Source organism: Ignicoccus hospitalis KIN4/I (assembly GCF_000017945.1).
Taxonomy (GTDB): Archaea; Thermoproteota; Thermoprotei_A; order Sulfolobales; family Ignicoccaceae; genus Ignicoccus; species Ignicoccus hospitalis.
Genome location: NC_009776.1, coordinates 330,668 through 357,608 on the forward strand (window position 1 = coordinate 330,668; position 26,941 = coordinate 357,608).

Here is a 26,941-nt window from a genome sequence, read left to right on the forward strand (position 1 = left end):
GGCGGGCGTTGAAGGTAGTTGTGGGGAGCGCCAACCTCGTCAAGGTGAGAGCCGTAAAGGAGGCCTTGGAAGAGCTGGGGATAGAGGCGGAGGTGGAGGCCTTAGAAGTCCCCAGCGGGGTGCCCCCGCTCCCAGTGGGGGAGGAGGTCTTCCGGGGGGCGGAGAACAGGGCCTCGGCCGCCGCCGAGCGCGGCGACGTAGGAGTGGGCTTGGAGTCTGGACTCTTCCTCTTGAATGGGAAGTTGTTCATGATATCGGTGGCAGCCGTGAAGGCAGAGGGACTCCACTTCGGCCTGTCCCCAGGCTTCGAGCTGCCGGAGTCGTGGGCCCCTAAGGTACTGAAGGACACGTCGGAATTCTACAAGATGATGGAGGCGTACGGGGGGAGGGAGTTGGGGAAGGGGAAAGGGTTGGTGGGGGTCCTCACGAAGGGCGTGGTGACGAGGAAGGACTTCTGTAAGATGGCCGTCATAATGGCGTTTTCAAAGGCGTTTAACGAGGTTTGGCGGTAGTCGAACATAATATCAGACCAGCGTCTTAACTCCGCCTCCCCTTAGAGGGCGCGGAGCGGTGAAACCTTGGTCGGCATAGCGGGCTGGGGGGCCTACGTGCCCCTCTACAGAGTCTCCACAGAAGAGATAGCGCTTCACTGGGGCTCCGACCCTAAGGTCCCCTTATCCTTGGGCGTGAAGGAGAAGTCCGTCGCGGGGCCTGACGAGGACTCGGTAACCATAGCGTGGGAGGCCGCGGTAAACGCCTTGACGAGGGCCCAAGTGGACCCTAAAGACGTAGGGATGGTCTTCATAGGCTCCGAGTCCAAGCCCTACGCGGTCAAGCCCTCCTCCACGATAATTGCCGACGCCCTAGGGATAGCTCCAGAGACCATGGCAGTGGACGCGGAGTTCGCTTGCAGGGCAGCAAGCGAGGGCTTGCGCCACGCGCTGGTCTTGGTGAGCGAGGGGGCGGTGAGGCACGCGTTGATAATAGGGACCGACACCGCCCAAGGGGCGCCCGGGGACGTCTTGGAGTACACGGCCGCCTCCGGCGGGGCGGCCTTCGTGGTCTCCAACGAAAACGTCGTCGCCAACTTCCTCGACGCCTACACCTTCGTTACCGATACCCCGGACTTCTGGAGGCGCGACGGGAGCCAGTTCCCCGCCCACGGGGAGGGCTTCACCGGGGAGCCGGCCTACTTCTACCACTTGTACAACGCCATAAAAGAGCTGATGGAGAGGAACTCGTTAAAGCCCTCGGACGTGGCCTACTTCGTCCCCCACCAGCCCAACGTGAGGTTCCCCATGAAGCTGGCGAAGATGTTGGGCTTCAAGAGGGAACAGCTAATGATAGGCTTGACCACAGCTGACATAGGGAACACCTACAACGCCTCTGCCTTCCTAGGGATGACGAGGGTACTCGACAACGCGTCGCCGGGCGACTTGGTGCTGATGGCGCCGTTCGGCTCGGGGGCGGGGGCGGACGCTTACCTCTTCGAGGTTACGGACAGGGTGGAGGAGGCCAAGGCCTTGGCGCCCACCACGCAGAGCTACATAGAGAGGAGGAAGGTTATAGACTACGCGACCTACTTGCGGTTCAGGAACAAGATAAAGAAGTTGGCGAGGTGAGGCCGTTGTACGTCTGCTCGGCCAACGTGGTGAAGGTCGATAGGCACTACGACAAGAGCTCTTCTGCCTTGGCCGTGGAGGCCCTCGCGCCGGTGGTGGAGGCGTGCGGCGAGCCCGACGCGCTGGTAGTTAGCACTTACTTGTCCCGCTACCAAGAGTCCTTCGGCAACTTGGGAGCGCTCTTGGCCGAGTACTTGGGCTTCAAGGGGGAGGTGTACGAGGTCTCCGCCGGGGAGGCCTCGGGGGGCGCGGCGGTGGCTCTCGCATACAAGCTCGTTAGGTCGGGCCTCAAGAGGGTACTGGTAGTGGGGGTGGACAAGACTAACGACTTCCAGTCAAAGAAGGCCGTGAAACACTTACAAACCCTCTTAAGTCCTTACGAGTCCTTCTACGGCCTGACCTACGCCGGCGCCCACGCGCTCGCTGCCTCCTTGTACATGAAGGAGTTCAACGTCAGTAGGGAGGAGCTCGCCCACTGGGCGGTGGTCATGCACGACAACGCCACCGCCGTGCCCCACGCACAGCTGAGGTTCCCGGTGACGGTCGAGAAGGTCTTGAACTCCAACTCCGTAGCGGAGCCCTTGAAGCTCTTGGACTCTCACCCGTTCAGCGACGGGGCCGCGGCGGTCATGCTTACTTCCGAGACCTCGCCAGTAGCCTTGGAAGTCGCGGCAGCTTCGTCCAAACTGACTTTGGCAGAGAGGGACTTAACTTTCATGGAAAGCGCCAAGGCGGCGATGGAGGCCTTGGGGAACCCGGAGCCGGAGGCGGTGGAGGTCCACGACCCCTTCAGCGTGGCCGGCGTCATAGCGCTCGAGTCCTTAGGCCTCGCCCCTAGGGGGAAGGGCATTAAGTACTTGTTAGAGAACGCCCACTCGGTCAACCCCTCTGGGGGGTTGAAGGCGAGGGGTCACCCGGTGGGGGCCACGGGGGTTTACCAAGTGGCCGAGGGCTTCCTCGCGATAACCTCCGGCCTGGGCAAGCTGGGCAAGGTCAGCAGTTTCTTGGCCCACAGTTCCAACTTGATGGGGGCTACTACGTACTTAACGTACATGAGGGAGGTGTAAGCCGTGGAGATAAGTCCGGCTGCTGTTTGGAGGGAGAAGCCCTATAGGTATAGGCTAGAGGTGAGGAGGTGCCCCAGCTGCAAGAGGGTGTTCAGAGAGGAGGTGACCCACTGCCCGAGGTGCGGCGTCGAGACCGTTAGGGAGAGGCTCCCTTGGAGGGGCAAGCTGCTGGCTTGGACCAAGATCTGCCAAGTGCCGGAGGGGTTCGAGGACCAAGCCCCCTTGTACGTGGGGCTGGTGGAACTGGAGAACGGGGAGAGGGTGGTGGCTAGGCTGACGGACGTAATGGAAGAGCCGAAGGAGGGCTCGGAGGTCCAAGCGGTGCTCAGAAAGGTTAGAGCCGACGGGGAGACGGGCTTGATAGAGTACGCGCTCTTCTTTAGGGTTATTCCAAAATGATCACTTTCCTCACCTTTTTGTAGGCCGCTACCCTCTTGTTCACGAAGTCCATTATTTCCTCCGGGGTGGCCTTGCAGCCCTCCTTGAGCTTTACCTTCGCTACGGGTATCTGGCCCACTTCGCCCGCCGGCTCGCCCACGACCTCCGCTTCGGCTACGCACGGGTGCTTGAGCAGTATCAGCTCTAAGTCCTTGGGGAATATCGGATAACCCTTGTACTTCAACATCCTCTTCCTTACCCCTCTGAAGTAATAGAAGCCCTCCTCGTCCTTGGCGAGTATGTCGCCCGTCCTCATCCAGACCTTTCCGTTAACCTCAACGAAGGCCTTGGAGTTCTCCTCCGGGTCGGGGTAACACTTCATCACTTGGGGACCTCTCACTAGGAGCTCCCCTTGGTCCTCCACGGGCTCTAGGGTCTCCGGGTTCACCAGCAAGGCCTCCACGCCGGGCAAGGGGAAGCCCAAGCTGCCGATCTTGTGCTTCTCCGGGGTGGTCGCGAATATCTGAGGGGCCTCAGTCATGCCGTAGACTTGCAGCAGCGGCTTGCCGGTGAGCTCCTCCCACCTCCTCTGGTCGTCGGGAGGCAAGTAGGCGCCGCCGCTCATCGCCCACCTCAAGCTCTGACCTAGGGACTTGACGAACTCCTCGTCCTCCTTCATGAGGGTTTGGAACACCAAGGGGACCGCCACCAAGTAGGTGGGGCTCCTCCTGGCTACCATTTCCTTTATTTTATCCATGTTGAACTTCTTGAGCAACAAGGCAGTGGCTCCGGAGACCAGCGCGCTGAGGAGGGCCGCGTCCAAGCCCAACACGTGGGTTAGGGGAACCGTAACCAAGCTCACGTCGTTAGCATTTATCCCTTCAGCCTGTACGAGGGGCATTATAGCCCCGGTGAAGGAGCGGTGGGAGTGGATCACTTGCATGGTCCTCCCCGCGATGCCGGCGTAGTAGAAGACCCTCGCGTCGTCCTCGTAGCCCACGACGACCTCGTGCTCCCCGGAGGCGGAGGAGAGGTCCTTCTCTGTGAGGACCGCGTAGCCCTTCAAGGTCTCGCTCTCCCTCTGGAGGACCTCCTCGTCCGCCAGCACGACCTTCGGGGCGCTGTCGTTGAGCTGGAAGGCTAGGTCTTCCTTCTGGGTCAAGGCGTCCACTATGACGACCCTCGCCCCCGCGTAGAGGGCCCCCAACAGCGAGGTGACGAACTCCGGCCTGTTGAACATTATTAGGAAGACGGTGTCGCACTTCCTTACCTTGTTTTCGTACAGCAAGTTAGCGACGGCCTTAGCCTTCGATATCAAGTCTTTGTAGGTCAGTTCGGTCCCGTCCTCGTATACCAGAGCTACCTTGTCCGGGCTCTCCCGCGCCCTCTCTTCTATTATCTTATGGACGGGCTTGCCGGGGTCGTGGTACACCGGGGCCACCGCCCTCGGCTAGAGAAGGAAGGAAATATTTACTCCGGCTCCCACTCCTCTTCTCCCTCCTCCTCCGCGCCCTCCAACAAGGACTCGTCCGCCTCGTAGCCCTCCTCTTCTGTCAAAAACGACTTCAGCTCGTCTATGGGGACGTCAACTATAGCTATCTCGTTGGCCTCTTTACCCTTAACGACTATCAGGGTTTTGTTCCCCACCCCGAAGGCCTTGAACTTGCCCTCGCTGCCCTCCACCTCCAAAGAGCCCTCCCCTTCCTTAACCTCGCCCACCTCCCCCAAGTAGAGGGGAACTACGTTCCGGAAGGTCTCCCCGTCTATGAACGCGAGGAACACCTTTTTGCCCTTCAGAGCCTCCGTTAACTCCTCCACCGCCTTCTGTCCCAGCTCGACCCTCTCCAAAGCCCTTGACCCTTCGAGCCCTCCGACCTCGAGCTAAGAAGTTGACAGCCTCTTGAGGTAGTCGAGGGTCACCAGGGCCAGGGCGAGCAAGATCAAGGCCGCCCCGGCCAGCTGGGGGCCGCTCAAGGCCTCCCCGAGGGAGGCGGAGGCCAAGGCCAAGGTGAGCAATGGCAAGGCGTTTATGTAGACCCCGGCCCTCGCCGCCCCCACGAGGTTGACCGAGTAGAGCCAGAGGAAGTAGGCCAAGAACCCCGGCACGAGGGAGACGTAGAGCAGCCCAGCGAGCACCTCGGGGTCCGCCATGGGGGCGAGGGAGAAGAACGGGAGGGCCAAGAGGAAGTTGAAGGGTTGGGCCATCAGCGCGTTGCTCGTGAGGGACTCTATCGGCGAGAGCTCCCGCATGGCCTTCTTGGAGGCTACCGTGTAAACTGCCCAGTCCAGAGCCGCCAGAGAGCCCAGCAGCGCGCCCAGCCAAGAGAGCCCGGAGCTGTCCAGTGTTAGCAGCGTTACGCCCGTAGAGCCCGCGGCCACCGAGGCGATCAGCAACGGGGTGAGCCTCTCCTTTAGGAACGCCGCGGCCAACACTGAAGTGAATATAGGGATTAGAGCCATCGTAAGCCCGACCACGGAGGCCTTTGCGTAGGTGAGGCCTAAGTAGGTGAGGGCGCTGAAGCCGGTTATGCCCGTCAAGGAAGGCAACAAGAGCTCCTTGCTCAAGACCACTCGCAAGCCCTTGAGCCTCGAGTAGGCGTAGAGCAATGCCCCGGCTATCGCCCAGCGGAGGGCGGTCAAGGTCATCGCGTGGAGGCCCTTAGATATGACGACCTTCGAGACCACGAAGTTGGTTGCCCACAAGAACTGCGGTATTAAGGGCACCAGCGCCTCTATCATGCTCTATCCGCGAGGGGCGGGGGGCGCTTGCTATTAAGCGGTCACGAGTATCATCTGGGCGTAAGGGACCCCGGCCACCTTGCCCACCGCCTTCGGGTGGACGAAGCCTCCCTCCACGGCCAGCCTCACCGACCTCTCGCCTATTACGTAAAGCGAGGTGGCGGCGGACATCCTAGCTAGGGCGACGTCCTCGTCGACCAGCTCTCCCTTGAAGAAGTACTCGTCAACCTTTAGCACTTTCTCTCCCTCCTTGAACTCCTTGCCCATCAGCTCCTCGTCAACCACCGCAACGATGACGTGGCCCTCCACTTCGTGGACCTTTACCCAGAACAGCCTCTCCTCCAAGGCGTCCACCTCACTGGAGCCCTAAGGCCTCTAAGATCCTCTGGGCGACCTCCAAGGAGGTCCTCCTCTGGGCCTCCTCCGTCTGGGCTCCTATGTGGGCGGTAGCGAACGTCCTCGGGTGTCTAATCAGCTTGAGTAGCTCCTCGCTCTTCGGGGGCTCCTCCGGGTAGACGTCCAGCCCTACCCCCCACAGCTTGCCGCTCTCCAAGGCCTCGAGCAACGCGGAGTAGTCTGCCACTTCCCCCCTGGCCGCGTTGATCAATATGGCCCCGTCCTTCATTATCTTGATCCGGTCCCTATTTATCATGTTTCTGGTCTGCTCCGTTAAGGGGACGTGTAAGCTGACCACGTCGGACTTCCTCAAGAGCTCCTCCAAGTCTTGGGTGAACTCTACGCCCATCTCCTTCGCGGTCTCGCTCAAGTCTACAACGTCGTAGGCGATTACGTTCATTCCCAACGCCTTGGCCTTCTTCGCAACCTCCCGGCCTATCCTGCCGAAGCCGACCACGCCCAAGGTCTTGCCGGCGAGCTCAAAGCCCATCACCTTCTCCCACTCGCCCTCCAAGAGCTTACGGTAGCTGTAGTGCGCCCTGCGGGCTAGAACAACCATCATTCCTATTACCAGCTCTGCCACCGCGTTCTTCAAAGCGTCGGGCGCGTTCACGACCTTTATTCCTTTTTCCTTCGCGGCCTCTAGGTCTATGTTGTCCAGCCCGCTCCCCGCTCTGGCGATTACCTTGAGCTTGTCCGCCGCCTCTATAACTTCTCTCCTAACCTTAGTCCTGCTCCTTACTATCAACACGTCAAACCCCTTTATCCTCTCCTTGAGGACCTCCGGCTTGTAGGCCTCCAAGTCCTCCACTACTTCTATTCCCTTTTCCCTCAAGAGCTCGAGGCCCGCGGGGTGCACCTTGTCCGTTACGAGAGCCCTATACATCTGGGGACGCCGCTGACCCCCCGCAAAAAGGGGCTTAAAGGATCTTAGAGAGCTTGTACTCTATTGCCTTAGCGTGGTACTTCATTCCCTCCAACCTCGCCAGCTCCGCTGCCAACTTCAGTAGGTCGGCAGCCTCCGGGAAGACCTCCACCAGCGTGGTCCACCTCATGAAGTCTACGGGCCCCAGCGGGCCCCTCGCCTTGGCCCACCCGGAGGTGGGGAGCACGTGGTTGGGGCCGGCGGAGTAGTCCAAGAACGGGCTCGGGGCCTTGAAGGAGGCCGCCCCCGCGACCGGGGGCTCGTAGGTTTCCGCGTAAACGGAGACGTGCTCCGGCGCCAGCTCGCTCACCAACCTCTTCGCCTCCTCTAGGTCCCTCACGACCGTGGCGTAGAGCCCCCCTTCCACTTCCTCCCCCTTTACCCTCTTCTCTACTTCAAGCACCAGGCCCTCGTCCGTGGAGACCAGCAAGGCGAAGCTGGTGGGGCCGTGCTCCGCTTGGGCCAACATGTCGTAAGCTACCTCCTCCGGGTCCGCGGAGGAGTCAGCTATCACGGCGAGCTCCGTAGGACCGGCTATCATGTCGATGGGGACGTCGACGGAAACTAAGAGCTTGGCGGCTTGAACGTAGGGCCCCCCGGGGCCCACGACCTTGTGAGCCCCGGCCACGTAGGCTAGGGCCGAGACCCCGTGGGCCCCGCCGGCGGCCAAGACGGAGTCCACCTTGGAGGCGAGGAACGCTGAAGCCATGACTTCGCTCGTGGCGAACTTGGGCGGGGTGGCGACAGTTACCTCCTTCACCCCTAAGGCCTTCGCAACTCCGGCGGTCATCAAGGCCGTGGAGGGGTAGGGGTAAAGGCCCCCGGGTACGTAAGCCCCCAAGCGCTCCACGGGCCTCCACAAGGTTACTGCCCTAACCCCCTTGGACGAGAAGGCGCTGTCCTTGGGGGCGGTTTGCTTGTGGAACGCGGAAAGTTGCTCCAAAACCTCCTCGAACAAGCTTACCAAGCTCTCCTTCGAGTAGGAGGCGAAGTCCTCCTGCGAGAGGGAGACGCAACCTTCGTAGTTATCGAACGCCTTGTTGTACTTCTTTACGGCCTCCAGCCCTCTGGCCTTAACTTCCTTAACTACGGGCATCACCTTCTCCACGTATTCCCAAAGGTCCAAGGACCCCCTCACGTTCTTCACTTCCTCCGGCGGGACGAACTTCAGCAAGGAACCCCTCCCGGAGGCCCTCGCGGGCCCCTTCAAAGGCTGTTATGACCTTTAGACCCAGACCTTGACGTCCACCGCCCAGCAGCCCCTCTCGGAAACTATTAAGGGGTTTACTTCAAACACCTTGTATTCCGAAGCACAGAGCTTGACCAATACGTTTTCCACGCAGTTGAGGTCCAGCTTCTTCCGGGACTTCAAGGCCTCGCCCAGCTTAGACCGGTTGAGCTTCTTCTCGAAGACGACGACGCACAAGGGACAGAGCGTGACCAAGGACTCCTTGAGCAAGCTGGCGAGCACCCCTCCGGCCGCCACCACCAAGACCTTGCCGAACACGGGGTCTCTCTTAGAAGAGACTAAGAGCTCCAAGTCCCCCCTAACGGCCTTCTGAACGATCGCCGAGCCGAACCTCTCCTCCAGCTCCTCCCTCGCCCTCTCGAGCTCCTCCTTCGTCTCTACGTAAATTACCGCCTTGGCCTCGGTCTTGTGGGGCAAGGGGACGTCGGCCTTCACGTAGGCCGGGGGCTCCACCCCCTCCCCCCACGGGGGGACCGGCAGGCCCAGCTCCTCCGCGAGCCTTAAAGACTCGGAGGGCCTTAACAGCAAGACTTCCTCGCCTCCGCGAGCTCCCTTGCGAACTTGTCCCTTAACAGTACCCGCGCGTACGCGACGGCTTCGTCCACGCCGAAGGCGAAGGGTATTTCCAGCTCCCTAGCCCTCCTTTCTAAGGCTTCCGCCATGGTTCCGCCGAACCCCAAGAGCAAGTGAGGTTTCCCGGTCCTTTCCATGCTTTCTTTGACTATGTCGGCGAGGTAGAGGCTTGTGGCGGGGGACTCCATGAGCGCTGCCACTATTATGAGGTCGTACTTGGGGGCCAGCCTCTCCAAGGCCTTCCGGTACCTCTCGTCGTCGGCGTCCCCGCCCACGTCGAGCGGGTTGTTCAACCTCAAGTAGCTGGGCAGCTCCCTCTCGAGCTCCCCGTCCACCGGCCTGGGCATCTTGTAGCCTTCTATCAAGTCCGTCAGCATTATGCCGATGCCACCGGCGTCGGTCACTATTAACAGCTTGTCCCCCCTCAGCTCGGGGGAGTACTGGAGGGCCGATACGAAGGCCTTTACCTCGGCGAAGTCGTACAAGGGCGTGGCCCCGAACTCGAACAACAAGTCCCTGTACGCCTTGTAGTCGCCGGCCACCGAGGCGGTGTGGGAGGCCACCGCGGCGGCGCTCTCCCTCTTCCGCCCGCCCTTGTAAAAGCCTATCCTAGCGCCTCCTAGCCTCAACTTTAACACCGTTTCTAAGAAGGCCTTGCCCTCGCCCTCCCTGAGCCCCTCTATGTACATCAAGAAGTGGTTGAAGCCCTCCCCGAACAAGTAGTTGAGGACCTCGCTTTCTCCGACGTCTACTTTGTTGCCCAAGCTAACTGCAGCTCCTACGCCGCACCCCCTAGAGGCGGCCCAGTCCATGAGGCTCGCCGCCAGCGCCCCGCTCTGGCTGACCAGCGCCAGCCCGGAAGGCCGCGGCCTCGGGGTCCCGGCCTCGCGGAAGAAGAACGTGTCCAGCCCGGAGGGGTAATAGTAAATACCCAAGCAGTTGGGCCCCACCACCCTTATGCCGTGGGACAGAGCCTTCTCCTTTATCCTATTTTCGAGCTCCTCGTTGCCCACTTCCGAGAACCCGGAAGTTATTATTATTAGGGCCCTCACGTCCTTTTCTATTGCGTCGTCCACCACCGCCTCCACGGCGCTCGTTGGTACAGCGACCACCGCGAGCTCCACCTCGTCCGGGACCTCCCGCAAGGACGGGTAGCAAGGGACGCCCAGCACTTCCTTGTACTTGGGGTTGACCGCGTAGAGCTTTCCCTTGTAAGACCTCTTCATGTTGCTCAGTATCACGTACCCGGGCTTGGGGACCTTTGGCGTGGCCCCCACCACCGCCACAGAAGAGGGCTTGAAGAGGAAGTCCAAGCGCTCCTTCCCCGACCTCTTCCTTGGAGGCCGTTTCAGTTATTTTAACCTCCCTTGGAGGGGCCCTGAGGGGAAGGGAAGTGGAGGAGAGGCCGGTGGCCTACGTTTTGACGCCCGTATTGAGGAAGGACGCCGGTAAGAAGCCCAAGATGAGGAGGGGAAGGGGCTTCAGCAAGGGCGAGCTCGAAGCAGTGGGGCTGGACTTCAAGAAGGCCCTCAAGATGGGGATACCTATAGACAAGAGGAGGAAGACCGTACACGAGTGGAACGTGGAAGCCTTGAAGAAGTGGTTGTCCCAGAAGGGCGGGGAATGAGGAGGAAGCTCTTCTTCGCGGTCTTAATGTTGTGGGTAATAGGCGTCATAAGCCTCCTTTACCTCTACTGGTCGCTCTGGGCCTCGGTGATCCGTTGAGGCTCGCGCTGGCTATAACGGGGGCCTCGGGGCTCCCCATAGCGTTCGAGCTCCTCGACTCCTTGAAGGGCTTCGAGGTGGACGTGGTAGTGACCCCCGGGGCCCTCGAGGTGGCCAAGCTAGAACCTTGCACCTTGGAGGACGAAGGTTGCGACTTGATAAAGGAACTTGCAAAGAGGAGGGTTAGGATACACACCAACATGAGGTCCCCCTTGGCCTCCAGCTCCCGCGCCCCGGACGCGGCGGTCTGCGCGCCGTGCTCCATGAAGACGGTCGCTTCAGTGGCCTACGGGATAGGGGACACGTTGGCCTCGAGGCTGTTGCTGAACATGTTGAGGCTCCGGAGGAAGGTGGTCGTGGTCCCCCGTGAGACCCCCGTTGGGGCGATAGAGCTTGAGGCCATGAGGAGGGTCGCGGAGGCCGGGGCGGCAGTGGTGCTCCCCGTGTTGGCTTTCTACAACAGGCCCAAGAGCTTGAGGGACGCCGTTAGGTTCGTGGTCGGCAAGGTGTTGGACGCTTTGGGCGTAGAAAACGAGCTCTACGGGCGCTACTTAGCTGGGGAGCTGGATGACCGGCACGCCCCCGATTAGTACTTCCCTCTTCCTGGTGAGCAAGACCCCTCCGGCCCCCCTGCTCTCCACCATCTCCATTAGCAAGTTCTCCAAGTTGTTGGAGAGCCTCCCTATCTCGGCCTCCTCCCTGTCCATGACTACGACGTCCTTGAACATCTCCGCCACCTCCAAGCCGGAGAGGCTCACCGGGGGCCTCTCCTCGGTCCCCACGAAGCTGTCCTTGAACTCTTGTAGGGATACCTTCAACTTCGGCTTAATTTTGTTCTCTATTATGGTGTCTAAATAGTTCAGAAGCCTCTCGGCCTCTATGTACTCGTACAGTATCCCGTGACTCGCCATTATGCTCAGCGCTTGGCCGCTTATCTGGGAGGCCAAGTCCTTCTTCTCGCCTTTAACTAAACTCATCAAATATTCAGAAATGCCCAAGAAGAGGGATATGTCCTTGGGGGCGGCGGGGGGAACGGAGATGGTTATGTTGAACGGGTCCATTATTGTCCATGAGTTAACGTAAAGCTTGTTATAGTTGCTGAGGATGAGGAGGGAGGCATTGGCCCCCGAACGGGTGGGAACAATGAAGGCTATCTCATCTATACCTATGCCCCTTACGACCTTTTCGAATATCTCCGGGAAGTATATGCTTCCCCCGAAGGCGTATATCAAGACGTATAAGTTGTTACACCCCTCGTTCTTGAGCTCTAAGACCGCTTTGGTGAGCTTAGTGGGGACGTAAACGGTGTCCAGAGAGGCGCTGTTGGAGGGCGAGGTCACCAAGGCCATTAGGCAAGCGCCGGGGTCCTTGAGCTTGAGCGCGTCCTCGAGCTCCCTGAGAGCGAGCTTGTGAGGCTCGCCTCCTACGAACATTATATCGCTCCCCCGCGGCCGGGGAGGCGAAGGTTATAACGAGGGGGCGCGCCGTGGTGGGCTTAGAGCTGGAAGCCCTAGCGGTAGAGCCCGAGCCCATGGACAGAGAACGGTGGCTTAAGCTCTTGGGGGAGGTGGACGGAGAGGAGCTGAAGGACCCTTGCACGGGCCAAGTAATTGGTAAGAGAACGAATGAGTTCGTAGTAAAGACTGACACCACTAGCGCTATAATAGAGATAAGCGTAGAGCCGGGACCTAAGGCAATAAGCAAGGCCTTCCAAGCTCTAGAGCTCTTAGGGGTGAGGCCCTACGCGCGGGCTTACTACCCGCCCCCGGGGCGCCGGTGGTACCTCAAGAATGCCACCCCGAGGGGGCACTACAGGCTGCTCCACTGGTACGGCTACTCACACTGGGAGATAGCTACCATGGCCTCCAGCCAAGTGTGGTTGGACGTCAGCAAGGAAGAGCTCCCGAGGGTCTTAGACGCTATAAACAAGGCGTCCCCGTGGCTGTTGAAGAAGTATTCCAACTCCCCGTTCGCGGGGTGGAAGGAGTACCGGGTTAGGGCTTGGCAGCTCTTCTCCGAGCGTTCGTGGGCGAGCGCGCCCTACCCTTGGGCCCCCAAGCCCTTCTCCGGCTGGGCCGACGTGTTGGAAGACCTAACCTCCGGCGCCCCTCAAGAGGCGGAGCCTTGTCTGGACCTAAGCCTCAACGCCTGGGAGGAGCTGGCAGAGGCCTTCGCGAAGGGGAAGGTCTTGGCGAGGAGGGCCGACATGGGCCTCGCTTACGCAACCCCCCAAGGGGTTCTGAAGGGGATGCAGAGGTGGACCTTCAGGCCGGCGATAGCTAGGTGGAGGCCCAAGCCCTCCCCCCGCCCCGAGGCCCTCAAGGGGGCGCTGGAAGGGAACCCCAAGCCCTTCTTAGACAGCTTGGAGAAGGTTATGGTGGAAGTGAGGCTGCTGCCTTACTTGCCCCAAGAGAGGCTGGAGGAGGCGGTGGAGGACTTGTTGAAGTTGGCGAGGGCCGAGCCCCCAGAGGTCGGGTGGGCGGAGCTGAGGGAAGCCTACGTGAGGGCGGCCATGGGCAAGAGGTTGCCGGAGTGGGCCTCGTGGCCGGAAGGGGTCTGACGGGGGTTCTCCTCGTCACCCCTCAGCTTTAACGGGCTCCCCCTTCATCCCCTCCACCTCGCGCCCGTCCACGCGTAATAACGTGAGGACCCCCGCCGCGCCCAGCGCCGCCGCCACGGGGAAGGCCAACCCCCCTCCGACGCCGGAGGCCTCCAACCACTTGTAGAGCGCGGCCCCGACCAAGGGGCCTACTATCATGCCCAAGTTGAAGTAAGCTTGCTGCATGCCGAACACCTTAGCGGTCAACTCCCTAGGGACCAAGTCGCTTACCAAACTCCTTATGAGGGGTATTACTACAGTTATCGCGAAGTTTTGTACAGTCAGTATAGCTAGGAGGATAAAGTAACTTTTCGTGAGGCCCACCGCAGCTAACGCGAGCTTGTGCAACAGCCCTAAACCTATAGCTACTTTCAACTTATTCGTAAAGTCAAATTCATCGAGCCTCTTCATCAAGGGAGAGGCGAGGGCCATCCCCAAAAGGCCGCTGAGCGCCACCAGCGAGGACAGCTTTATTGGCACGGAGGTTACGTACTGCATTATGTATATTATCAATACGCTCATAAATATTCCGGCAGAAAAGCCGTTGGCAAAGGCGTTGAAGAAGAAAACGTAAAGCGCCGACTTTATCTTGGCGTGGAGCTCCCTCACCTTCATTTTAGTTTTATACCTCACGTCCGGCAGCTTGAAGATTAAGAGCAAGCCCGCCAGCGCGCCCAAGGGGAGGAGCGCGAAGGGGACCCTTACCGCCACGGGGAGGGGCAGCGAGGAAGACGCTTGGAGCGCCGCTCCCCCTACCGCGGGCCCCAAGATCATGCCGACGTTAAACGCCATGACGTAGAGCATCAAAGCCCTCGTCTTCTTCCCGCCGGCGAACTCCACTATCATGGACTCCGCCACCGGCCACACCATCGCCGAAGCCACCCCTTGTAGGGCTCTGGATACCAAAACTTCCCAGTAGTTCTCCGTAACTATTAACCATATTCCGCTGACAAGGTACAATATCAAGCCTACTACCACTGACCTCTTCATTCCTATCCTTTCCGCTATGTAGCCGGAGAGGAATGCAATGACAACCCTGGTACCCATGAAGGTTGACGTGAGCGCTCCGAACTCCAAAGCGACCTTGCTAGCGTTGAGCAGCTCTGCGTTCAGCGTTTTTAGTTCTCCTTTCAAGTACATCAAGAAGTACGGTAAAGCCACGTTAGAGGCCGAAAACGTTATCGAGATTATCGCAGAAAGGGCGACCAGCTTCGTCCACAAGCCCCCTTACCTAGGCCCGGCCGCCCGGGGCCCTTATTGTGTGAACAGAAATAACCGCTGGATGTAAGCCCTCTGGGCTAAGGAAGTGAAGAAGGTTACCATAAGAGATATTATGAAAAAGTACAAAAATGGCGAAAAGATCGTCATGGTTACCGCTTACGATTACCCGTTCGCCAAGCTCGTGGACGAGGCCGGCGTGGACATGATCCTGGTTGGGGACTCCTTGGGCATGGTAGTCCTCGGCTACCCCTCTACCAACCAAGTCACCATGAAGGACATGCTCCACCACGTGGCGGCGGTCGCGAGGGCGAACCCCAAAGCGATGATAGTTGGGGACATGCCCTTCGGGAGCTACGAGGTTTCCGAGGAAGAGGCGGTGAGAAACGCGGTGGAGCTGGTGAGGGCCGGGGCTGAAGCGGTGAAGTTAGAAGGGGGAAAGGAGGTGGCGGACAAGGTTGAGGCCATAGTGAAGGCCGGGATACCGGTGATGGGTCACTTGGGCTTGACGCCGCAGAAGAGGCACGCCTTGGGCGGCTACCGCTTGAGGGGCAAGACGGAAGAGGAAGCGAGGGAGCTGCTGGAAGACGCGAAGGCGTTGGAGGAGGCGGGGGTCTTCTCCATAGTCCTTGAATTCGTCAAGGCCGAGGTGGCTAAGAAGATCACCGAAGAGGTCGGCGTGCCTACGATATGCATAGGCGCCGGTCCTTGGTGTTCGGGCCAAGTGTTGGTAATTCACGACATATTGGGCTTGGCCCCCTTCAGCCCTCCCTTCGCTAAGAAGTACTTCGACTGCGGCAAGGCCATAGTGGAAGCTGTGAAGAAGTTCGCCGAGGAGGTCAGGTCGGGAGAGTTCCCGGGGGAGGGGTACTACTGGTAGTTTCCTAAGCCTCCACTTGATAACTCCCCTTAGGGGGAGGGCTACCGGTCACGGATTATGTCTGCCAACATACCTCTGAAGAGGGTCGGCACCTACGAATGGATGATAGAGAAGGGCGTCAAGCCGTGTATGAAGGTGCCGGCAATAATATTCGCCGACGAGTACTTGTTAGAGAAGATGAAGAGCGATAGGACCTTGGACCAAGCGGCCAACGTCGCTTGCCTGCCCGGCATACAGAGGGCCTCCTACGTCATGCCCGACGGCCACCAAGGCTACGGCTTCCCCATAGGCGGGGTGGCCGCCACAGACCCGGAAGAGGGGGGCGTGATATCCCCCGGAGGGGTAGGGTACGACATAAACTGTGGGGTCAGGCTCATAAGGACTAACTTAGACGAAAAGGACGTAAGGCCCAAACTGAAGGACTTGGTCTACACGCTCTTCCGCAACGTGCCCTCCGGGCTGGGCAGCACCGGGAAGGTCAGGCTGAGCGTCAGCGAGCTGGACAAGGTGCTCGAGGAGGGCGTCTACTGGGCGGTGGAGAGGGGCTACGGGTGGAGCGATGACCCAGAGCACATAGAGGAGCACGGCAGGATGAAGTACGCCGACGCCAGCAAGGTAAGCATGAGGGCCAAGCAGAGGGGAGCCCCTCAGCTGGGCACCTTGGGCAGCGGCAACCACTTCCTAGAGGTCCAAGTGGTGGACAAGATCTACGACGAAAGGGCTGCTAAGGCGATGGGCATAACCCACGAGGGCCAAGTAATGGTAATGGTTCACACCGGCTCCAGGGGGTTGGGCCACCAAGTGGCGAGCGACTACTTGATAAAGATGGAAAGGGCGATGAAGAAGTACGGAATTGTGGTCCCCGACAGAGAGCTCGCCTCCGTGCCCTTCAACAGCCCCGAGGCCCAAGACTACTTCAAGGCAATGAGCGCGGCCGCCAACTACGCTTGGACCAACCGCCAGCTGATAACTCACTGGACCAGGGAGAGCTTCAAGGAAGTGTTCAAGACCGACCCCGAGAACTTGGACATGCACATAGTCTACGACGTCGCCCACAACATAGCTAAGATAGAGGAGCACGACGTGGACGGTAAGAGGAAGAAGCTGGTGGTCCACCGGAAGGGCGCCACGAGGGCCTTCCCTCCCGGACACCCGGAGATACCTCAAGACTACCAGAGCATAGGCCAACCGGTGCTCATACCGGGCTCCATGGGCACGGCGAGCTACGTATTGGTCGGAGTCCCCACGGGCGCGAGGGTGTGGTACAGCACTTGCCACGGCGCCGGGAGGTGGCTCAGCAGGGCGGCGGCGGTGAGGCAGTACAGGCCGAGGGAGGTGATAGAGCAGCTCAGCCGTCAAGGCGTGGTGCTGAAGGCCGCCCAAGCTAGGGTGGTGGCCGAGGAGGCCCCCGGGGCCTACAAGGACGTGGACAGAGTGGTCAGGGTAGTCCACGAGGTCGGCATAAGCAAGCTCGTGGCGAGGCTGAGGCCCATAGGAGTGGTCAAGGGCTGACGGCCTCGGCCAACTTCTTTAAGACCGCCCTCGTCTGGACGGAGCCGAAGTACCCGAAGCTCCCCTTCACGACCGCTATCACCGGGTACTCGTCTATTTCTTCTTCCAATACCATCGCTTTCGTTAGCCTGTCCTCGCAGTCGAACACCGGGACCCCCTCCCGGTAGACCTCGTAAACCCTCACCTTGTCGGCTTTGTCCTTCAGGTGCAAGACGTCTGCCGCGCTCAGGTAGCCCACGGGCCAGTTGGCGGCGTCCACCACGACGACAGCCTCTATCCCTTCCTCGAACATCTTTAAGGCGCTGGTCAGAGGCTCGCTGAGCTCCACAGCTGCCCTCACCAACTTCAAGTCGCAGAACCTCAAGGCTACCTTGCGCCCCCTCTTCCTAGTGACCGCCAGAGAGCCGAAGGTCAGCGTGTTCAACGTGACGACCGTTATGCTAGATGAGTACAAGTCCAAACTAATTCCGTTGACCTTGTACTGGCTCGCCAGCAAGGCGGTGTCTATCCCTCCCTTCACGCTGGTCAAGGCGGAGTACCTCCACCTCCACCCGCTCCACCACTTAATCATCATAGTTTTTACAAGTGCCACAATAAAGTTCGTAGTTATCAGAAGCAACAACGTCGGGTACGTTACTGTAGCGAAGTTCACCAAGGCTCCGGAGCCCACGAAGAAGAGGGGCTCGAATAGACTGTGGTTAATGGTTTTCAGTTTCGATGTAAGCCACGGGCGCTCTGCCAAGTACTCGCTGGCGAGCACCCCCAAGAGCAGCGAGACCACCGCGCTGTTTAGGCCGAAGCTCTCAGAAGCGTACCCCAAGGTCAAAACCATCGAAATGATCAAGGTTAAAGGAAGCTCCTTGGCTAGGAACTGCTCCTCCGCTTCCAGTACCTTCCTAAATACAACCGTCCCGTACCTTATTGTTATTATTAAACCTATTGAGACAATGATCAACATGAGTACGTTCTTCAAAGATAATAAGAAAATTATAGTTACTGCTGTTATCTCACTGACGCTTAATATTGTTAAGACCTCTTCGAAGTTCTCCAGCTCCACGTGCTTCAAGAGGGTGTACGCCCTAAGAGTGCTCGGCATGGAGAATATCGTGGCCAACAAGATTGAGCTCTTGAAGTCCAATGAGGTCTGTAACAAGGCGAAGGAAATGGCGAAGGGCACTAAAAAGAATATCGTCCCCTTGATCACGTGTCTCCCCTTCACCTCTCTTATCAGCTTGCCCAACTCTTCGCTTCCCAAGAGGAAGGCGGTGAAGTTCAAGCCCACCACGAAGAGCAACGGGGCGTAGCGGTACTCCTCCTTCAGTTGGGTCAGTTGCGAGCCCAAGAGGCCTAGGGACAGGGGCCCGAGGAGCGAGGGGAGGCCCAGCTTCAAGGTGAGCTCTTCCGCGGCCTTCGCTAAGAGCAACGTTAAGCCTATCATCGAAATTATCACTTCTGCCTCCATTCTCTCTGGTCACCGGGCTCCGGCCGAGGGCGTTGGAGCGCACAAAAAACGCGAACTTAGAGGTCCCAACTGAATAGGGCCCCCGCGCGAAGGCCTCCGGTGGTGGCTTGAGGGCCGTAATACTCGTGGGCCCCATGGTTGACGAGTACGAGGTAGTCGTCCCCTACTCCCTCTTCAAGGCGTACGGCTTCGAGGTGGACATAGCCTCCTTCAAGGCGGGAGAGGAGGTGGTGGGGAAGAGGGGCGTCAAGCTGGAGCTGGTCCCCAACAAGAGCTTCTCCGAGTTAAAGGCGGACGAGTACGACGCCGTGATAATAGCCGGCGGCTACGCCCCGGACAAGGTGAGGAGGGACGAGAACGTTAAGAGGTTCGTGAGGGAGATGTACGAGAAGGGTAAGTTGGTCTTGAGCATATGCCACGGGGGCTGGGTGCTCATAAGCGCCGGCGTCGCTAAGGGGAAGAAGGTGACGGGGAGCAAGGGCATATGGGACGACTTGAGGAACGCCGGCGCGGAGCCCGTGGACGAGCCCTTAGTTATAGACGGCAACGTGGTGAGCGTGAAGACTTGGAGGGAGTTCGACCACCTAATAAAGAACTTCGACAAGGTTCTGAAGGCGATCAAGGGTACCTCCGGCTGAGCTCCGCCAGAGGGTGGCCGTGGGCGTGGAGCAAGAACTCCTTGTACCAGCCGAAGGGCGCGCAGACCACCTCGAACTCCTCGCCGAGCCTCTCGCAAGCCCTCCGGAGCAGCTCCCTCGCCTCCCCCGGAGGGGCGAGCTCGTTGGACAAGTGCGCGTAGGGGTAGAGCACTAAGCCCGACGGCTTGACCCTCTGGAACTGTACCCTAACGTCCTCTAGCAACTTCTCCAAGAGCTCTTCTGTATCACCCTTTTCCACGGTCAAGAAGATCACTAAGGGGTTCTCTCTGCACACCTCCTCCTTGGAGCTCAACTCTTCCGCACTCTTCAAGGCCTTTTTAGTGGGTTTGAAGCAGAACTTCTTCGCGTGTATAAATAAAGCCTTCAAAGGCCTTCCCCTCCAGAAAGGGGGCCGGGAGGTTTAGACTCCAAATGCTTACTGAGAATAACCTCGTCGCTCCGCCCCTCCTGGGGATGAGCCGTCAGAGGCGGCTGGAACTTCGAGGAGAAGCCGCTGTTGGTGTTCTGGGAGACCACCAAGGCGTGTAAGCTGGTCTGCAAGCACTGCAGGGCGGAGGCGATAGAGGAGCCCTTGCCGGACGAGCTCACCCACGAGGAGTCCTTGGCTCTAATAGACCAGATAACGGAGTTCGGCCGGCCTTACCCTCACTTGATAATGACCGGCGGAGACGTCTTAATGAGGAAGGACTTTTGGGACCTGGCGAGGTACTCCATCTCAAAAGGCATAAGGACCTTGGTGGCCCCGAGCGTCACCCCTCTCTTAACGGAAGAGAAGATAAAGAAGATGAAGGAAATCGGGATAATCGGGATGAGCCTCTCCTTGGACGGCGCGAGGGCGGAGACGCACGACTCCATTAGGGGGATAAACGGCATATTCGAAAGGACTGTAGAGCTAATGAACTTCGTCAAGAAGGATGTGGGCATGTTCCTCCAGATAAACACGGCGGTAATGAGGGACAACGTAGAGGAGCTCCCGGAGGTTTTCAAGCTCATAACGGACGCCGGAGTGGACGCTTGGGAGGTCTTCTACCTAATACTGACGGGAAGGGCCTCCAAGGATTTGGACCTCACTAAGGATGAATATTGGGACGTCTCCAACTTCTTGTACGACGCCTCCAAGTACGGGAAGACCACCATAAGGACCACCGAGGGCCCCTTCTTCCGGGTCGTGTACCGGCTTAGGACCGTCTTGGACGAGATGGGCAAGGGGCCCGAGGAGCTGGGGGTGGGGGAGTTATACTACAAGCTTAGGGAGAGGCTGGAAGAGCTAATGGGTCCGGTGCCCCACGGGCCGCCCAAGCAGAAGAGGGCCCCCTCGGCCTACACTAGGGACGGCTACGGGATAATCTTCGTGGCCTACAACGGGGACGTCTACCCCTCCGGCTTCCTCCCGTACAAAGTTGGGAACGTGAGGGAGGCGAGCTTAAAGGAGATCTATCAGAACAGCAAGGCCCTTAAGATGATAAGGGACCCGAGCAACTTCAGGCCCCCGTGCGGGACTTGCAAGTTCAACTTCATGTGTGGGGGGTCGAGGGCGAGGGCGTACTCTTACTTCAAGGACCCCTTCGGCCACGACCCGGCTTGCAAGCTCCCGGAGGTGCTGGAGTCCTTAGACCCCCAGGTGGTCGAGGAGGCCCTCAGGCCCTTCGGAAGGGCGAAAAGCTTCACCAACGTCTGAGGCCCGGGACTGCCTTGAAGGTCCTCAAGTTTTCCAAGCTCTATGTCGGCGACGGTTCGGTCTTGAAGGACGTGTACGTGGGTTTCGAAGGGGAAGAGATAACTTACGTCGGGGGAGAGAGGCCCGAGGGCGAGCTCCTAGGGGAGTTCCCCGTGGGCACCCCGGCGCTGGTGGACCCGCACTCCCACATAGGCATGGACAGGGCGGGCGAGCCCTATTACGAGGAGGAGGCCAACGAAACTATGGACTCCTTGCTGCCCTACCTAGAGGCTCAGAACAGCGTCTACATGGACGACAAGGCCTTCGAGGAGAGCGTGGAGTGGGGAGTGCTCTACTCCGCGGTGACCCACGGGTCCGGAAACATAATCGGCGGCAAGGTCGCTCTCTTGAGGAACTGGAAGAAGAACGTGAGGGACGCCTTCATAAAGCACGTGGGCGTGAAGGCGGCGCTGGGCTACAACCCTAGGTCCACCACCTCGTGGAGGGGCACTAGGCCCTCGACCAGGATGGGGGTCATAGCCCTCTTCAAGAAGGCCTTCGACAAGGCCGCGGCCGACTTGGAGGACTTAAGGAAGGGGAAGAAGGAGTGGAAGGACCTAGAGCCCACCAGCAAGGCGCTGGTCCCCGTGCTCGAGGGGAGGTTGCCCCTAAGGGTGCACGTCCACAAGGAGGACGACATAGCGGTACTTATCTCACTTGCTAAGACGTACGGCTTCAAGTACACGATCGACCACGCGTGCGACGTACACACGGAGGAGGGCTTCAAGATGATAAAGGAGAGCGGGGCCTCCTTGGTCTACGGCCCCGTGGACTCCCACCCCTACAAGGTGGAGCTCAAACACGAGAGCTACAAGAACATAAAGCTCCTAATAAAGTACATGCCGGAAGTCACCGCCCTGATGAGCGACCACCCAGTGGTGCTCCAGAGGAACCTAATGCTGCAGCTGAGGTACTTTATGATGTACGGAATGCCCTTCGAAGAGGCAATAAAGCTCGTAACGGGCAACGCTGCGAAGGTCGTAGGCTTGAACGCGGGGGAGGTGAAGGTAGGGAAGTTGGTGTCCTTGGTCGCGTGGAACGGGGAGCCTTATGTGTTGGGCAGCGCGCCGGAGCTGGTGGTGGCGGAAGGGGAGGTCTTGGAGGTGCGTAGGTGAAGGGTCCTCATTTTTTGTAAGGGTGGTGGACCGGCCGGGACTTGAACCCGGGACCTCCCGGTTGCCAACCGGGCGCTCTTCCAGGCTGAGCTACCGGCCCACCTCGCGCCCGGCTCCGAGGGAGGGATCCTAAAACAGTTTATAAGTTTTTCTCAACCACCGCGCCCACGTACTTCTTGTAGCTCTCGGCCACCGCCCCGGGCTGGACGCTGCTCCCCCTTACGTAGGCGAAGCTCTCCACGGTTGCCCCGGGCTCCACCGAAGACCTCTTGACCACCGCTTGGGACTCCACGAACGCCCCGGAGCCTACGAAGGCGGGCCCTATCAAGGTCGCCCCGGGCTCCACAGTTGCCCCGGGCTCCACTATTACCGGCCCCTTGAGGTGGACCCCCTCGAGGTCGATTGCGACCTTACTGTAGCCGGAACTTAAGTACCTGAAGAAGTCTTCAAACATTTTCAACACGTCCGAAGGCTCGTCCACGTCGTGCCACACGCCGTCGAACCTCTTTACGCTCATTATTCCGCTATTAATCAGCTCGTTCAAAGCTCCGGCGAGGTCGCCGATTTCCATTATTTTCTCAAAGCATTCCTCATCTAAGCTCAAGAGCCCCCCGAAGACGTAGCTGCTCTGCGGCCCCCCTATCTTCCCGTGTCGAGAGGAGGGCACGGAAGCGACTGCGGCCACGCTGCATGGGGAGTCCAAAGAGGTGTAGAAGCCCTCCTCCGCCACCACGTCGCCGTAGGAGACGAGCAAGGGCAAGCCCAGCTCCTCCGCCGCGTCCCTTATCGCCCCCAAGACCCCGGGGGTCCTCTGGACCACAGTTTCGTAACCGTCCAAGGTCCAGCCGGAGGTGAGCAAGGCTACGTCGTAGACCTTTTCCAAGGCTTTTAGGGGGTATTCGACGACCATCTTCCCTAAGAAGTACGTCTTGAACCTCTTTACCCTGTTCCCCCCTGCGAGCACCACGGCCCTCAAAGGCCTACTACCTCCTCGACGTACTTCGCTGTCCTAGCTATCAACTCTCTAGCCTTTCCCAAGTAACTGCTGGGGTCGCACAGCGCCTCGAGCTCCTCAGAGGTCAAGTACTTGGACAGCTCGTGCCCCTCCTCCAAGGCCCTCCTTAAGCTCCCGTGAACCCTAATGGCGTCCATCACTACCTTGTGGGCGTCGTTCCTCGCGAGCCCCTTCTCTTTCGTTAGGTAGATCATTACCCTTTCTGCCAACACCTCGCAGCCGGCCTCCTCTAAGTGCTTCCTTATTGCCTCTTCGTTAATTATAAGCTTGTTTAATAGAGATTTGGTAGACTTGAGCTGTTCGTCCACGGTCAAGAAGGCGTGGGGGATGAGCACCCTTTCGGAGGCCGAGTTCGTTAAGTCCCTCTCGTGCCACAAGGGCACGTTCTCGAGCTCCCCCAAGACCAAGGACCTCATCACCTTCGCGAGCCCAGATATCTTCTCGGAGGTCACGGGGTTGGCCTTGTGGGGCATGGTGCTGGAGCCAACTTGTCCCCTCCTCACCCCCTCCACCAGCTCCCTTATCTCCGGCCTGCTGAGCTCCCTCACCTCCAAGGCAAACCTGTCCAGTACGGACGAGAGTATAGCCAAGTCCGCCAAGAGCTCGGCGAAGCCGTCCCTGGGGGCCACTTGGGTCGTTATGGGGTGCGGAGGGAGCTTGAGCTCCTCGGAGACGAGCCTCTCCACCTCGAAGGCCTTCTCGCCCCAAGCGGCCATGGTCCCCACGGCGCCGCTCATCTTCAGCCTCACCACCCTCCTCTCGGCCTCCTTCAGCCTCTCGTAGCTCCTAGCCAGCTCGTAGGCGTAGTTTGCGAACTTGAAGCCCAAGGTTATGGGGACGGCCCACTGGCCGTGGGTCCTACCTACCATGGGCAAGTCCGCGTACTCCTCGCTTATTTCGAGGAACTTCTTGATTATCTCCTTTAAGTCTTTATACACCTTAGCTAGGGCGTCCCTTATTATCAAGGCCCAAGCGGTGTCCACCACGTCGTAGCTCGTGGCCCCCAAGTGCAAGTACTTACCAGCGGTCTTGGTCCTCCTCCTGAGGGCCTCTAAGAAGGCCATTACGTCGTGGCCTAACTCCCTCTCCAGCTCCTCTACCTCCTCGACCGTCACCTCCTCCGCGGCCCTCAAGACCTCCTCCGGGTCCACCTCCTCCGGGACCTCCCCGACCTCCTTCAACGCCTTCAGCAACGCATACTCTACCAACGCCATCTTCTTCAAGCGCTCCTCTTGGGACATTATCTTCCTCATCTCTTCGCTGCCGTACCTCCACTGGAACGGGCAGACGTGCAAGGCGACCGCCGGGGAGGGGGCGGCGATGGAGTAATGAAGGCGAAGGGCGAGGGTCTAGGGGAAGGGGCGTTGATAGTCATCTTGACCACTTTCGGGAACGAAGAAGACGCCAAGAAAGTGGCAAGGACCTTGGTAGAGGAGGGGCTCGTCGCTTGCGCTTGGGTTACCCAAAAGGTGAGGAGCTTCTACGTGTGGAAGGGCAAGCTGGAGGAGGACGAGGAGGTGGTAGTAGTATTGAAGGCTCCTAAGAAGACGTTTGAGAAGGCAGTAAAGAGGCTGAGGGAGCTTCACCCCTACGAGGTGCCGGAGATAATTGCCTTCGAGGCTAATTACGTCCTCCCGGAGTACTTGAAGTGGGCTGAGGAGGTTTGCGGCTGAGGTTCGACGCCCGCAAGGGGGCCGAGCTGGCTAAGGTCAAACTATCGGAGGAGGAGCTCCAGAGGCTCCAGAAGGACTTAGACGAGATGGCCGAGATGCTCTCCGTGTTATTGGACTTAGATTTGGAAGACGTAGAACCGATGTATACACCTTCAGAGGCCCTCAACGCCGCCAGGCCGGACGAGCCCGGGGAGACCTTGGGCGACTCTTGGATGTACCTCGTGCCGAGGAAGGAGGAACAAGGAGACAAGAAGTTCGTCAAGGCCCCGAGACCATGACGGACATATTCGTAGATATATTCTTCAAAAAGGTAGAAGGGCTCAAGCCGCCGAGGGGCGACCCGCCGGAGCCCTTGCCGCTCTCCGAGCTCCCGGAGCCGGAAGATGGGGAGGTCGTGGGGGTGGACGGGGGAGGCGGAGGGGCGAGGCTGGGAGGGCTGAACTTCCTCGTAGCCAGGGCGGTGGCCGTGGGGGAGGGTTACTTGGACAAGGACCTAGAAGTGGAGGCCCTCCAGTGGGACAGCTCCGCGGCGCTGGAGGCGATGAGGAGCTCAATGGAGCTCAAGCTAGCCTCCCGCTCCCCCCGTACGACCTTCGTTGACGGCTCCGCGTACACGGAGCTTGTTAAGTGGGTCGCCAGAGTGGTGAGGGTAGCCAGGGGGACGGCGAAGCTCTCCGAAATAGTCGCCTTACCCAAGACGTTGGAGGCCTTGTACTACTGGCAAGAGTTGGCCAAGAGGGAGGACGTAGCCTTCGTCTCCAAGCACCCCATGGTCAAGACCTTCAGAGAGTACCTAGAGGTAAAGAAGCGCGGGGGAAAGGTCTTCGAAAAGTACGTCCGGGGGAAGCTGACTACGAAGGAGTTGAAGGAACTGATCAAGAAACCCGTGGTGCCCGACGCGGAGTCCTTGAGAGGGGAGGGGGTGACCTTCGGCCTCGCCTTGGGCCTCCCGGAGGGTGCGAGGAACTTGCTCTTGCCCCGCAGGTGGAAGGCAATAATGGAGATGGCCTTAGAAAACTACAGGTTATACGTAGGCGAGGAGCCGGAAGCGAAGCTCCCGGAGGACTTGTGCTTCTCCAAGGCCCCCGTGGCTTGGTGGGCCAGCTACGGGCGCTGGAAGGTCTTGGTGGAGGAGTTCTCGGGGAAGCCCTTGTGCCTCTCGAGGTATAGGGAGGAGGTGTCGGAGAGGCCCAAGAACTTGGGCGCCCTGTTGGCCGGCTCCGGAAGCACTTACAACGCTTGGTTAGCCTTGGCGCACGGCCTCAGCACCTTGAAGGGGGAGCAGTTAATGGAGTACATAAAGATCATTGGAGTTAAGTTGGGTATAAGCGTTGACGAAGTGAGAGAAGACCTAATATACTTGATGCGCGGGTGACCGACGGGGCCCGAGGTGCTGAACGCCCACTTCCAAGACTATATAATCGTGACTAACCCGGGCGACGTGATAAACCCGTACCAGACGCTGGCCACCCAAGGCATACTCACCCCTCTCCAAAACCTAATACAGAACACCATAGCGAACTACACGCCGGAGTACATAGTCCCCGCCACGATAATGTACGTGGTAATAGCGATGTTCATACTCGCCTTGTTCCTATACATAGTCACCAGGATAGTGAGCCCGCTGGTGTGAGGGCTTGGCGGTACTCCTAATCCCGGACTGGCTCCTGGTCTTTTCTGCTTACCTAACTGCCCAAGCGTTCTGGTACAGGGGGGTGACCTCCCTCATATACAACTTAGTGTACGGGATGAATTACAAGAGCCCTTGCGCGTTCGTTGTGGCGGCCCTCACCCTAACTATAGCGGTGTTCAACTCTACCGCTGCCCTAGCCTTGGCCTCGGGGGCGCACCTCGCCGAGCCCCTAATCCTCTTCCCCCTCCTCGGCTCCTTCGTCCTCGAACTCCCACTCCTTTACCTCTTCCTCCAGTGCTTCGTCGGATAAGATCAAGTAGGCACCGTCCTCCGTGTCCAACAAGAGGGCCTTGAACTGGCCCTTGGGCTTCCCCTCGTAGACGTAAACCTCCCCGGAGACCTCGTGCCACTTGAGGGAGTTCAAGTCCACCTCCTTAGGGCTCTCCCTCATCACGGCGACCCTCTTGAGCTTGGTGGGCCACTTGCTGAGCTCCCCCTTGAGCCCCCTCCCCCCGCCGACCCTTATCTCCAGCTTCCCGCTGGTCGCCACGTATTCGACGTAAACGCCTTCAACCCCCTTCTCCTCCAGTTCTATCAAGTCCTTCATTAAAGCAGTGCTGAGCGCGTCCGCCGAGTCCTTCTTTTTCACGTTAACTTCTACAGTTTCGCTCTTTTTCAATATCAACACGGGCAGCTTGACGCCGTCCACCTCCACCTCGCCGACCTCGTAGAGCCTCTTGCGTGCCTTCATGGTGCGCGGTTCCCGAAAAGTTAAGTCCTCCCC

Annotated in this window: 31 protein-coding genes, 1 tRNA gene and 1 pseudogene; 17 read left to right on the forward strand and 16 right to left on the reverse strand. The window is 59.2% G+C overall.

Annotated elements, in window-relative coordinates; genetic code table 11:
* Positions 1-8: 8 nt before the first annotated feature.
* From IGNI_RS01940 to IGNI_RS01955, 4 genes are all read left to right on the forward strand, one after another.
* On the forward strand, positions 9-512 hold the full coding sequence (locus IGNI_RS01940) for a DUF84 family protein (protein WP_011998410.1): 504 nt from the start codon (positions 9-11) through the stop codon (positions 510-512).
* A 66-nt stretch (positions 513-578) separates the two neighbouring features.
* Complete coding sequence (locus IGNI_RS01945) at positions 579-1,622, forward strand: hydroxymethylglutaryl-CoA synthase (RefSeq protein ID WP_011998411.1); 1,044 nt, start codon at positions 579-581, stop codon at positions 1,620-1,622.
* Between the two features lie 5 nt (positions 1,623-1,627).
* A complete protein-coding gene (locus IGNI_RS01950) occupies positions 1,628-2,689 on the forward strand; it encodes a thiolase C-terminal domain-containing protein (RefSeq protein WP_011998412.1) in 1,062 nt (353 codons plus the stop codon).
* 3 nt (positions 2,690-2,692) lie between these two features.
* Complete coding sequence (locus IGNI_RS01955) at positions 2,693-3,088, forward strand: Zn-ribbon domain-containing OB-fold protein (protein WP_011998413.1); 396 nt, start codon at positions 2,693-2,695, stop codon at positions 3,086-3,088.
* On the opposite strand, the gene IGNI_RS01960 is transcribed toward IGNI_RS01955, so the two are convergent.
* Genes IGNI_RS01960 through IGNI_RS01995 form a run of 8 tightly spaced genes read right to left on the reverse strand, consistent with a single transcriptional unit; the run spans position 3,075 to position 10,262 of the window.
* Positions 3,075-4,499 carry a class I adenylate-forming enzyme family protein gene (locus IGNI_RS01960; protein WP_011998414.1) on the reverse strand — a complete coding sequence of 475 codons (1,425 nt, stop codon included), beginning with the start codon at positions 4,497-4,499 and terminating at the stop codon, positions 3,075-3,077. The two genes, IGNI_RS01955 and IGNI_RS01960, sit on opposite strands and share 14 nt — an antisense overlap.
* A gap of 38 nt (positions 4,500-4,537) precedes the next feature.
* The gene (locus tag IGNI_RS01965) at positions 4,538-4,915 is read right to left on the reverse strand and encodes a hypothetical protein (RefSeq protein ID WP_011998415.1); all 378 of its coding nucleotides are present in this window, start codon (positions 4,913-4,915) and stop codon (positions 4,538-4,540) included.
* 33 nt (positions 4,916-4,948) lie between these two features.
* Entirely contained in the window at positions 4,949-5,806 is an 858-nt protein-coding gene (locus IGNI_RS01970; protein WP_011998416.1) for a DMT family transporter, read from the reverse strand.
* 33 nt (positions 5,807-5,839) lie between these two features.
* A complete protein-coding gene (locus tag IGNI_RS01975) occupies positions 5,840-6,160 on the reverse strand; it encodes a DUF424 domain-containing protein (RefSeq protein WP_011998417.1) in 321 nt (106 codons plus the stop codon).
* A gap of 1 nt (position 6,161) precedes the next feature.
* Positions 6,162-7,088: a D-2-hydroxyacid dehydrogenase gene (locus IGNI_RS01980; protein ID WP_011998418.1), complete on the reverse strand. Its 927-nt coding sequence runs from the start codon at positions 7,086-7,088 to the stop codon at positions 6,162-6,164.
* Between the two features lie 34 nt (positions 7,089-7,122).
* The gene (hisD, locus tag IGNI_RS01985; RefSeq protein WP_148202206.1) at positions 7,123-8,301 is read right to left on the reverse strand and encodes a histidinol dehydrogenase; all 1,179 of its coding nucleotides are present in this window, start codon (positions 8,299-8,301) and stop codon (positions 7,123-7,125) included.
* Positions 8,302-8,352: 51 nt separating this feature from the next.
* Positions 8,353-8,904, reverse strand: coding sequence for an acetate--CoA ligase family protein (locus IGNI_RS01990; RefSeq protein ID WP_011998420.1), 552 nt, complete (start codon positions 8,902-8,904; stop codon positions 8,353-8,355).
* Positions 8,895-10,262 carry a CoA-binding protein gene (locus tag IGNI_RS01995; RefSeq protein ID WP_011998421.1) on the reverse strand — a complete coding sequence of 456 codons (1,368 nt, stop codon included), beginning with the start codon at positions 10,260-10,262 and terminating at the stop codon, positions 8,895-8,897. Before IGNI_RS01995 ends, IGNI_RS01990 begins: the two co-directional genes overlap by 10 nt.
* A gap of 80 nt (positions 10,263-10,342) precedes the next feature.
* Here IGNI_RS01995 and IGNI_RS02000 point away from each other — a divergent pair, with 80 nt between their 5' ends.
* Positions 10,343-10,576: a 50S ribosomal protein L13e gene (locus IGNI_RS02000; protein WP_148202207.1), complete on the forward strand. Its 234-nt coding sequence runs from the start codon at positions 10,343-10,345 to the stop codon at positions 10,574-10,576.
* 94 nt (positions 10,577-10,670) lie between these two features.
* Positions 10,671-11,264 (forward strand): UbiX family flavin prenyltransferase, encoded by a 594-nt coding sequence (locus tag IGNI_RS02005; protein WP_011998423.1) that lies wholly within the window; start codon positions 10,671-10,673, stop codon positions 11,262-11,264.
* Here the strand turns inward: IGNI_RS02005 and IGNI_RS02010 are convergent.
* Positions 11,226-12,107, reverse strand: coding sequence for a hypothetical protein (locus IGNI_RS02010; protein WP_011998424.1), 882 nt, complete (start codon positions 12,105-12,107; stop codon positions 11,226-11,228). The two genes, IGNI_RS02005 and IGNI_RS02010, sit on opposite strands and share 39 nt — an antisense overlap.
* Positions 12,108-12,160: 53 nt before the next feature.
* On the opposite strand from IGNI_RS02010, the gene IGNI_RS02015 reads away from it, so the two are divergent.
* On the forward strand, positions 12,161-13,234 hold the full coding sequence (locus IGNI_RS02015; protein ID WP_011998425.1) for a hypothetical protein: 1,074 nt from the start codon (positions 12,161-12,163) through the stop codon (positions 13,232-13,234).
* Between the two features lie 15 nt (positions 13,235-13,249).
* Here the strand turns inward: IGNI_RS02015 and IGNI_RS02020 are convergent, their stop codons facing one another.
* Positions 13,250-14,494 (reverse strand): MFS transporter, encoded by a 1,245-nt coding sequence (locus tag IGNI_RS02020; RefSeq protein ID WP_011998426.1) that lies wholly within the window; start codon positions 14,492-14,494, stop codon positions 13,250-13,252.
* Between the two features lie 85 nt (positions 14,495-14,579).
* Here IGNI_RS02020 and panB point away from each other — a divergent pair, with 85 nt between their 5' ends.
* Together panB and IGNI_RS02030 are read left to right on the forward strand one after the other, a co-directional pair.
* Positions 14,580-15,371 (forward strand): 3-methyl-2-oxobutanoate hydroxymethyltransferase, encoded by a 792-nt coding sequence (gene panB / locus IGNI_RS02025; protein ID WP_011998427.1) that lies wholly within the window; start codon positions 14,580-14,582, stop codon positions 15,369-15,371.
* Between the two features lie 57 nt (positions 15,372-15,428).
* On the forward strand, positions 15,429-16,883 hold the full coding sequence (locus IGNI_RS02030; RefSeq protein WP_011998428.1) for an RtcB family protein: 1,455 nt from the start codon (positions 15,429-15,431) through the stop codon (positions 16,881-16,883).
* Here the strand turns inward: IGNI_RS02030 and IGNI_RS02035 are convergent.
* A complete protein-coding gene (locus IGNI_RS02035) occupies positions 16,873-18,345 on the reverse strand; it encodes a cation:proton antiporter domain-containing protein (protein WP_011998429.1) in 1,473 nt (490 codons plus the stop codon). The two genes, IGNI_RS02030 and IGNI_RS02035, sit on opposite strands and share 11 nt — an antisense overlap.
* Before the next feature lie 107 nt (positions 18,346-18,452).
* Here IGNI_RS02035 and IGNI_RS02040 point away from each other — a divergent pair, with 107 nt between their 5' ends.
* The gene (locus IGNI_RS02040) at positions 18,453-18,983 is read left to right on the forward strand and encodes a type 1 glutamine amidotransferase domain-containing protein (RefSeq protein ID WP_011998430.1); all 531 of its coding nucleotides are present in this window, start codon (positions 18,453-18,455) and stop codon (positions 18,981-18,983) included.
* Here IGNI_RS02040 and IGNI_RS02045 read toward each other — a convergent pair.
* Entirely contained in the window at positions 18,964-19,371 is a 408-nt protein-coding gene (locus IGNI_RS02045; protein ID WP_011998431.1) for a threonyl-tRNA synthetase editing domain-containing protein, read from the reverse strand. The two genes, IGNI_RS02040 and IGNI_RS02045, sit on opposite strands and share 20 nt — an antisense overlap.
* A 117-nt stretch (positions 19,372-19,488) precedes the next feature.
* Here IGNI_RS02045 and IGNI_RS02050 point away from each other — a divergent pair.
* Together IGNI_RS02050 and IGNI_RS02055 are read left to right on the forward strand one after the other, a co-directional pair.
* Positions 19,489-20,682: pseudogene (locus IGNI_RS02050) on the forward strand (TIGR04053 family radical SAM/SPASM domain-containing protein); the annotation flags it as partial.
* Positions 20,683-20,696: 14 nt separating this feature from the next.
* Positions 20,697-21,836 (forward strand): amidohydrolase family protein, encoded by a 1,140-nt coding sequence (locus tag IGNI_RS02055; RefSeq protein WP_011998433.1) that lies wholly within the window; start codon positions 20,697-20,699, stop codon positions 21,834-21,836.
* A gap of 23 nt (positions 21,837-21,859) precedes the next feature.
* Here IGNI_RS02055 and IGNI_RS02060 read toward each other — a convergent pair.
* The 3 genes from IGNI_RS02060 to purB form a co-directional block, all read right to left on the reverse strand.
* Positions 21,860-21,936: transfer RNA gene (locus IGNI_RS02060), tRNA-Ala, on the reverse strand.
* A 39-nt stretch (positions 21,937-21,975) separates the two neighbouring features.
* On the reverse strand, positions 21,976-22,812 hold the full coding sequence (locus IGNI_RS02065; protein WP_011998434.1) for a nucleotidyltransferase family protein: 837 nt from the start codon (positions 22,810-22,812) through the stop codon (positions 21,976-21,978).
* Complete coding sequence (purB, locus tag IGNI_RS02070) at positions 22,809-24,146, reverse strand: adenylosuccinate lyase (RefSeq protein WP_011998435.1); 1,338 nt, start codon at positions 24,144-24,146, stop codon at positions 22,809-22,811. Before purB ends, IGNI_RS02065 begins: the two co-directional genes overlap by 4 nt.
* A gap of 69 nt (positions 24,147-24,215) precedes the next feature.
* On the opposite strand from purB, the gene cutA reads away from it, so the two are divergent.
* The 5 genes from cutA to IGNI_RS07635 are packed head-to-tail and all read left to right on the forward strand — an operon-like array spanning position 24,216 to position 26,467.
* Positions 24,216-24,524 carry a divalent-cation tolerance protein CutA gene (gene cutA, locus IGNI_RS02075; RefSeq protein WP_011998436.1) on the forward strand — a complete coding sequence of 103 codons (309 nt, stop codon included), beginning with the start codon at positions 24,216-24,218 and terminating at the stop codon, positions 24,522-24,524.
* A complete protein-coding gene (gene gatC / locus IGNI_RS02080) occupies positions 24,515-24,802 on the forward strand; it encodes an Asp-tRNA(Asn)/Glu-tRNA(Gln) amidotransferase subunit GatC (RefSeq protein WP_011998437.1) in 288 nt (95 codons plus the stop codon). Before cutA ends, gatC begins: the two co-directional genes overlap by 10 nt.
* A complete protein-coding gene (locus IGNI_RS02085; protein WP_011998438.1) occupies positions 24,799-25,899 on the forward strand; it encodes a DNA double-strand break repair nuclease NurA in 1,101 nt (366 codons plus the stop codon). The genes gatC and IGNI_RS02085 overlap by 4 nt, the downstream gene beginning before the upstream one ends.
* 15 nt (positions 25,900-25,914) lie before the next feature.
* Entirely contained in the window at positions 25,915-26,157 is a 243-nt protein-coding gene (locus tag IGNI_RS02090) for a hypothetical protein (RefSeq protein ID WP_011998439.1), read from the forward strand.
* Between the two features lie 4 nt (positions 26,158-26,161).
* Positions 26,162-26,467, forward strand: coding sequence for a hypothetical protein (locus tag IGNI_RS07635; RefSeq protein ID WP_148202210.1), 306 nt, complete (start codon positions 26,162-26,164; stop codon positions 26,465-26,467).
* Here the strand turns inward: IGNI_RS07635 and IGNI_RS02095 are convergent.
* Positions 26,387-26,908 carry a hypothetical protein gene (locus tag IGNI_RS02095; RefSeq protein ID WP_011998440.1) on the reverse strand — a complete coding sequence of 174 codons (522 nt, stop codon included), beginning with the start codon at positions 26,906-26,908 and terminating at the stop codon, positions 26,387-26,389. The genes IGNI_RS07635 and IGNI_RS02095 overlap by 81 nt on opposite strands.
* Between the last annotated feature and the right edge of the window lie 33 nt (positions 26,909-26,941).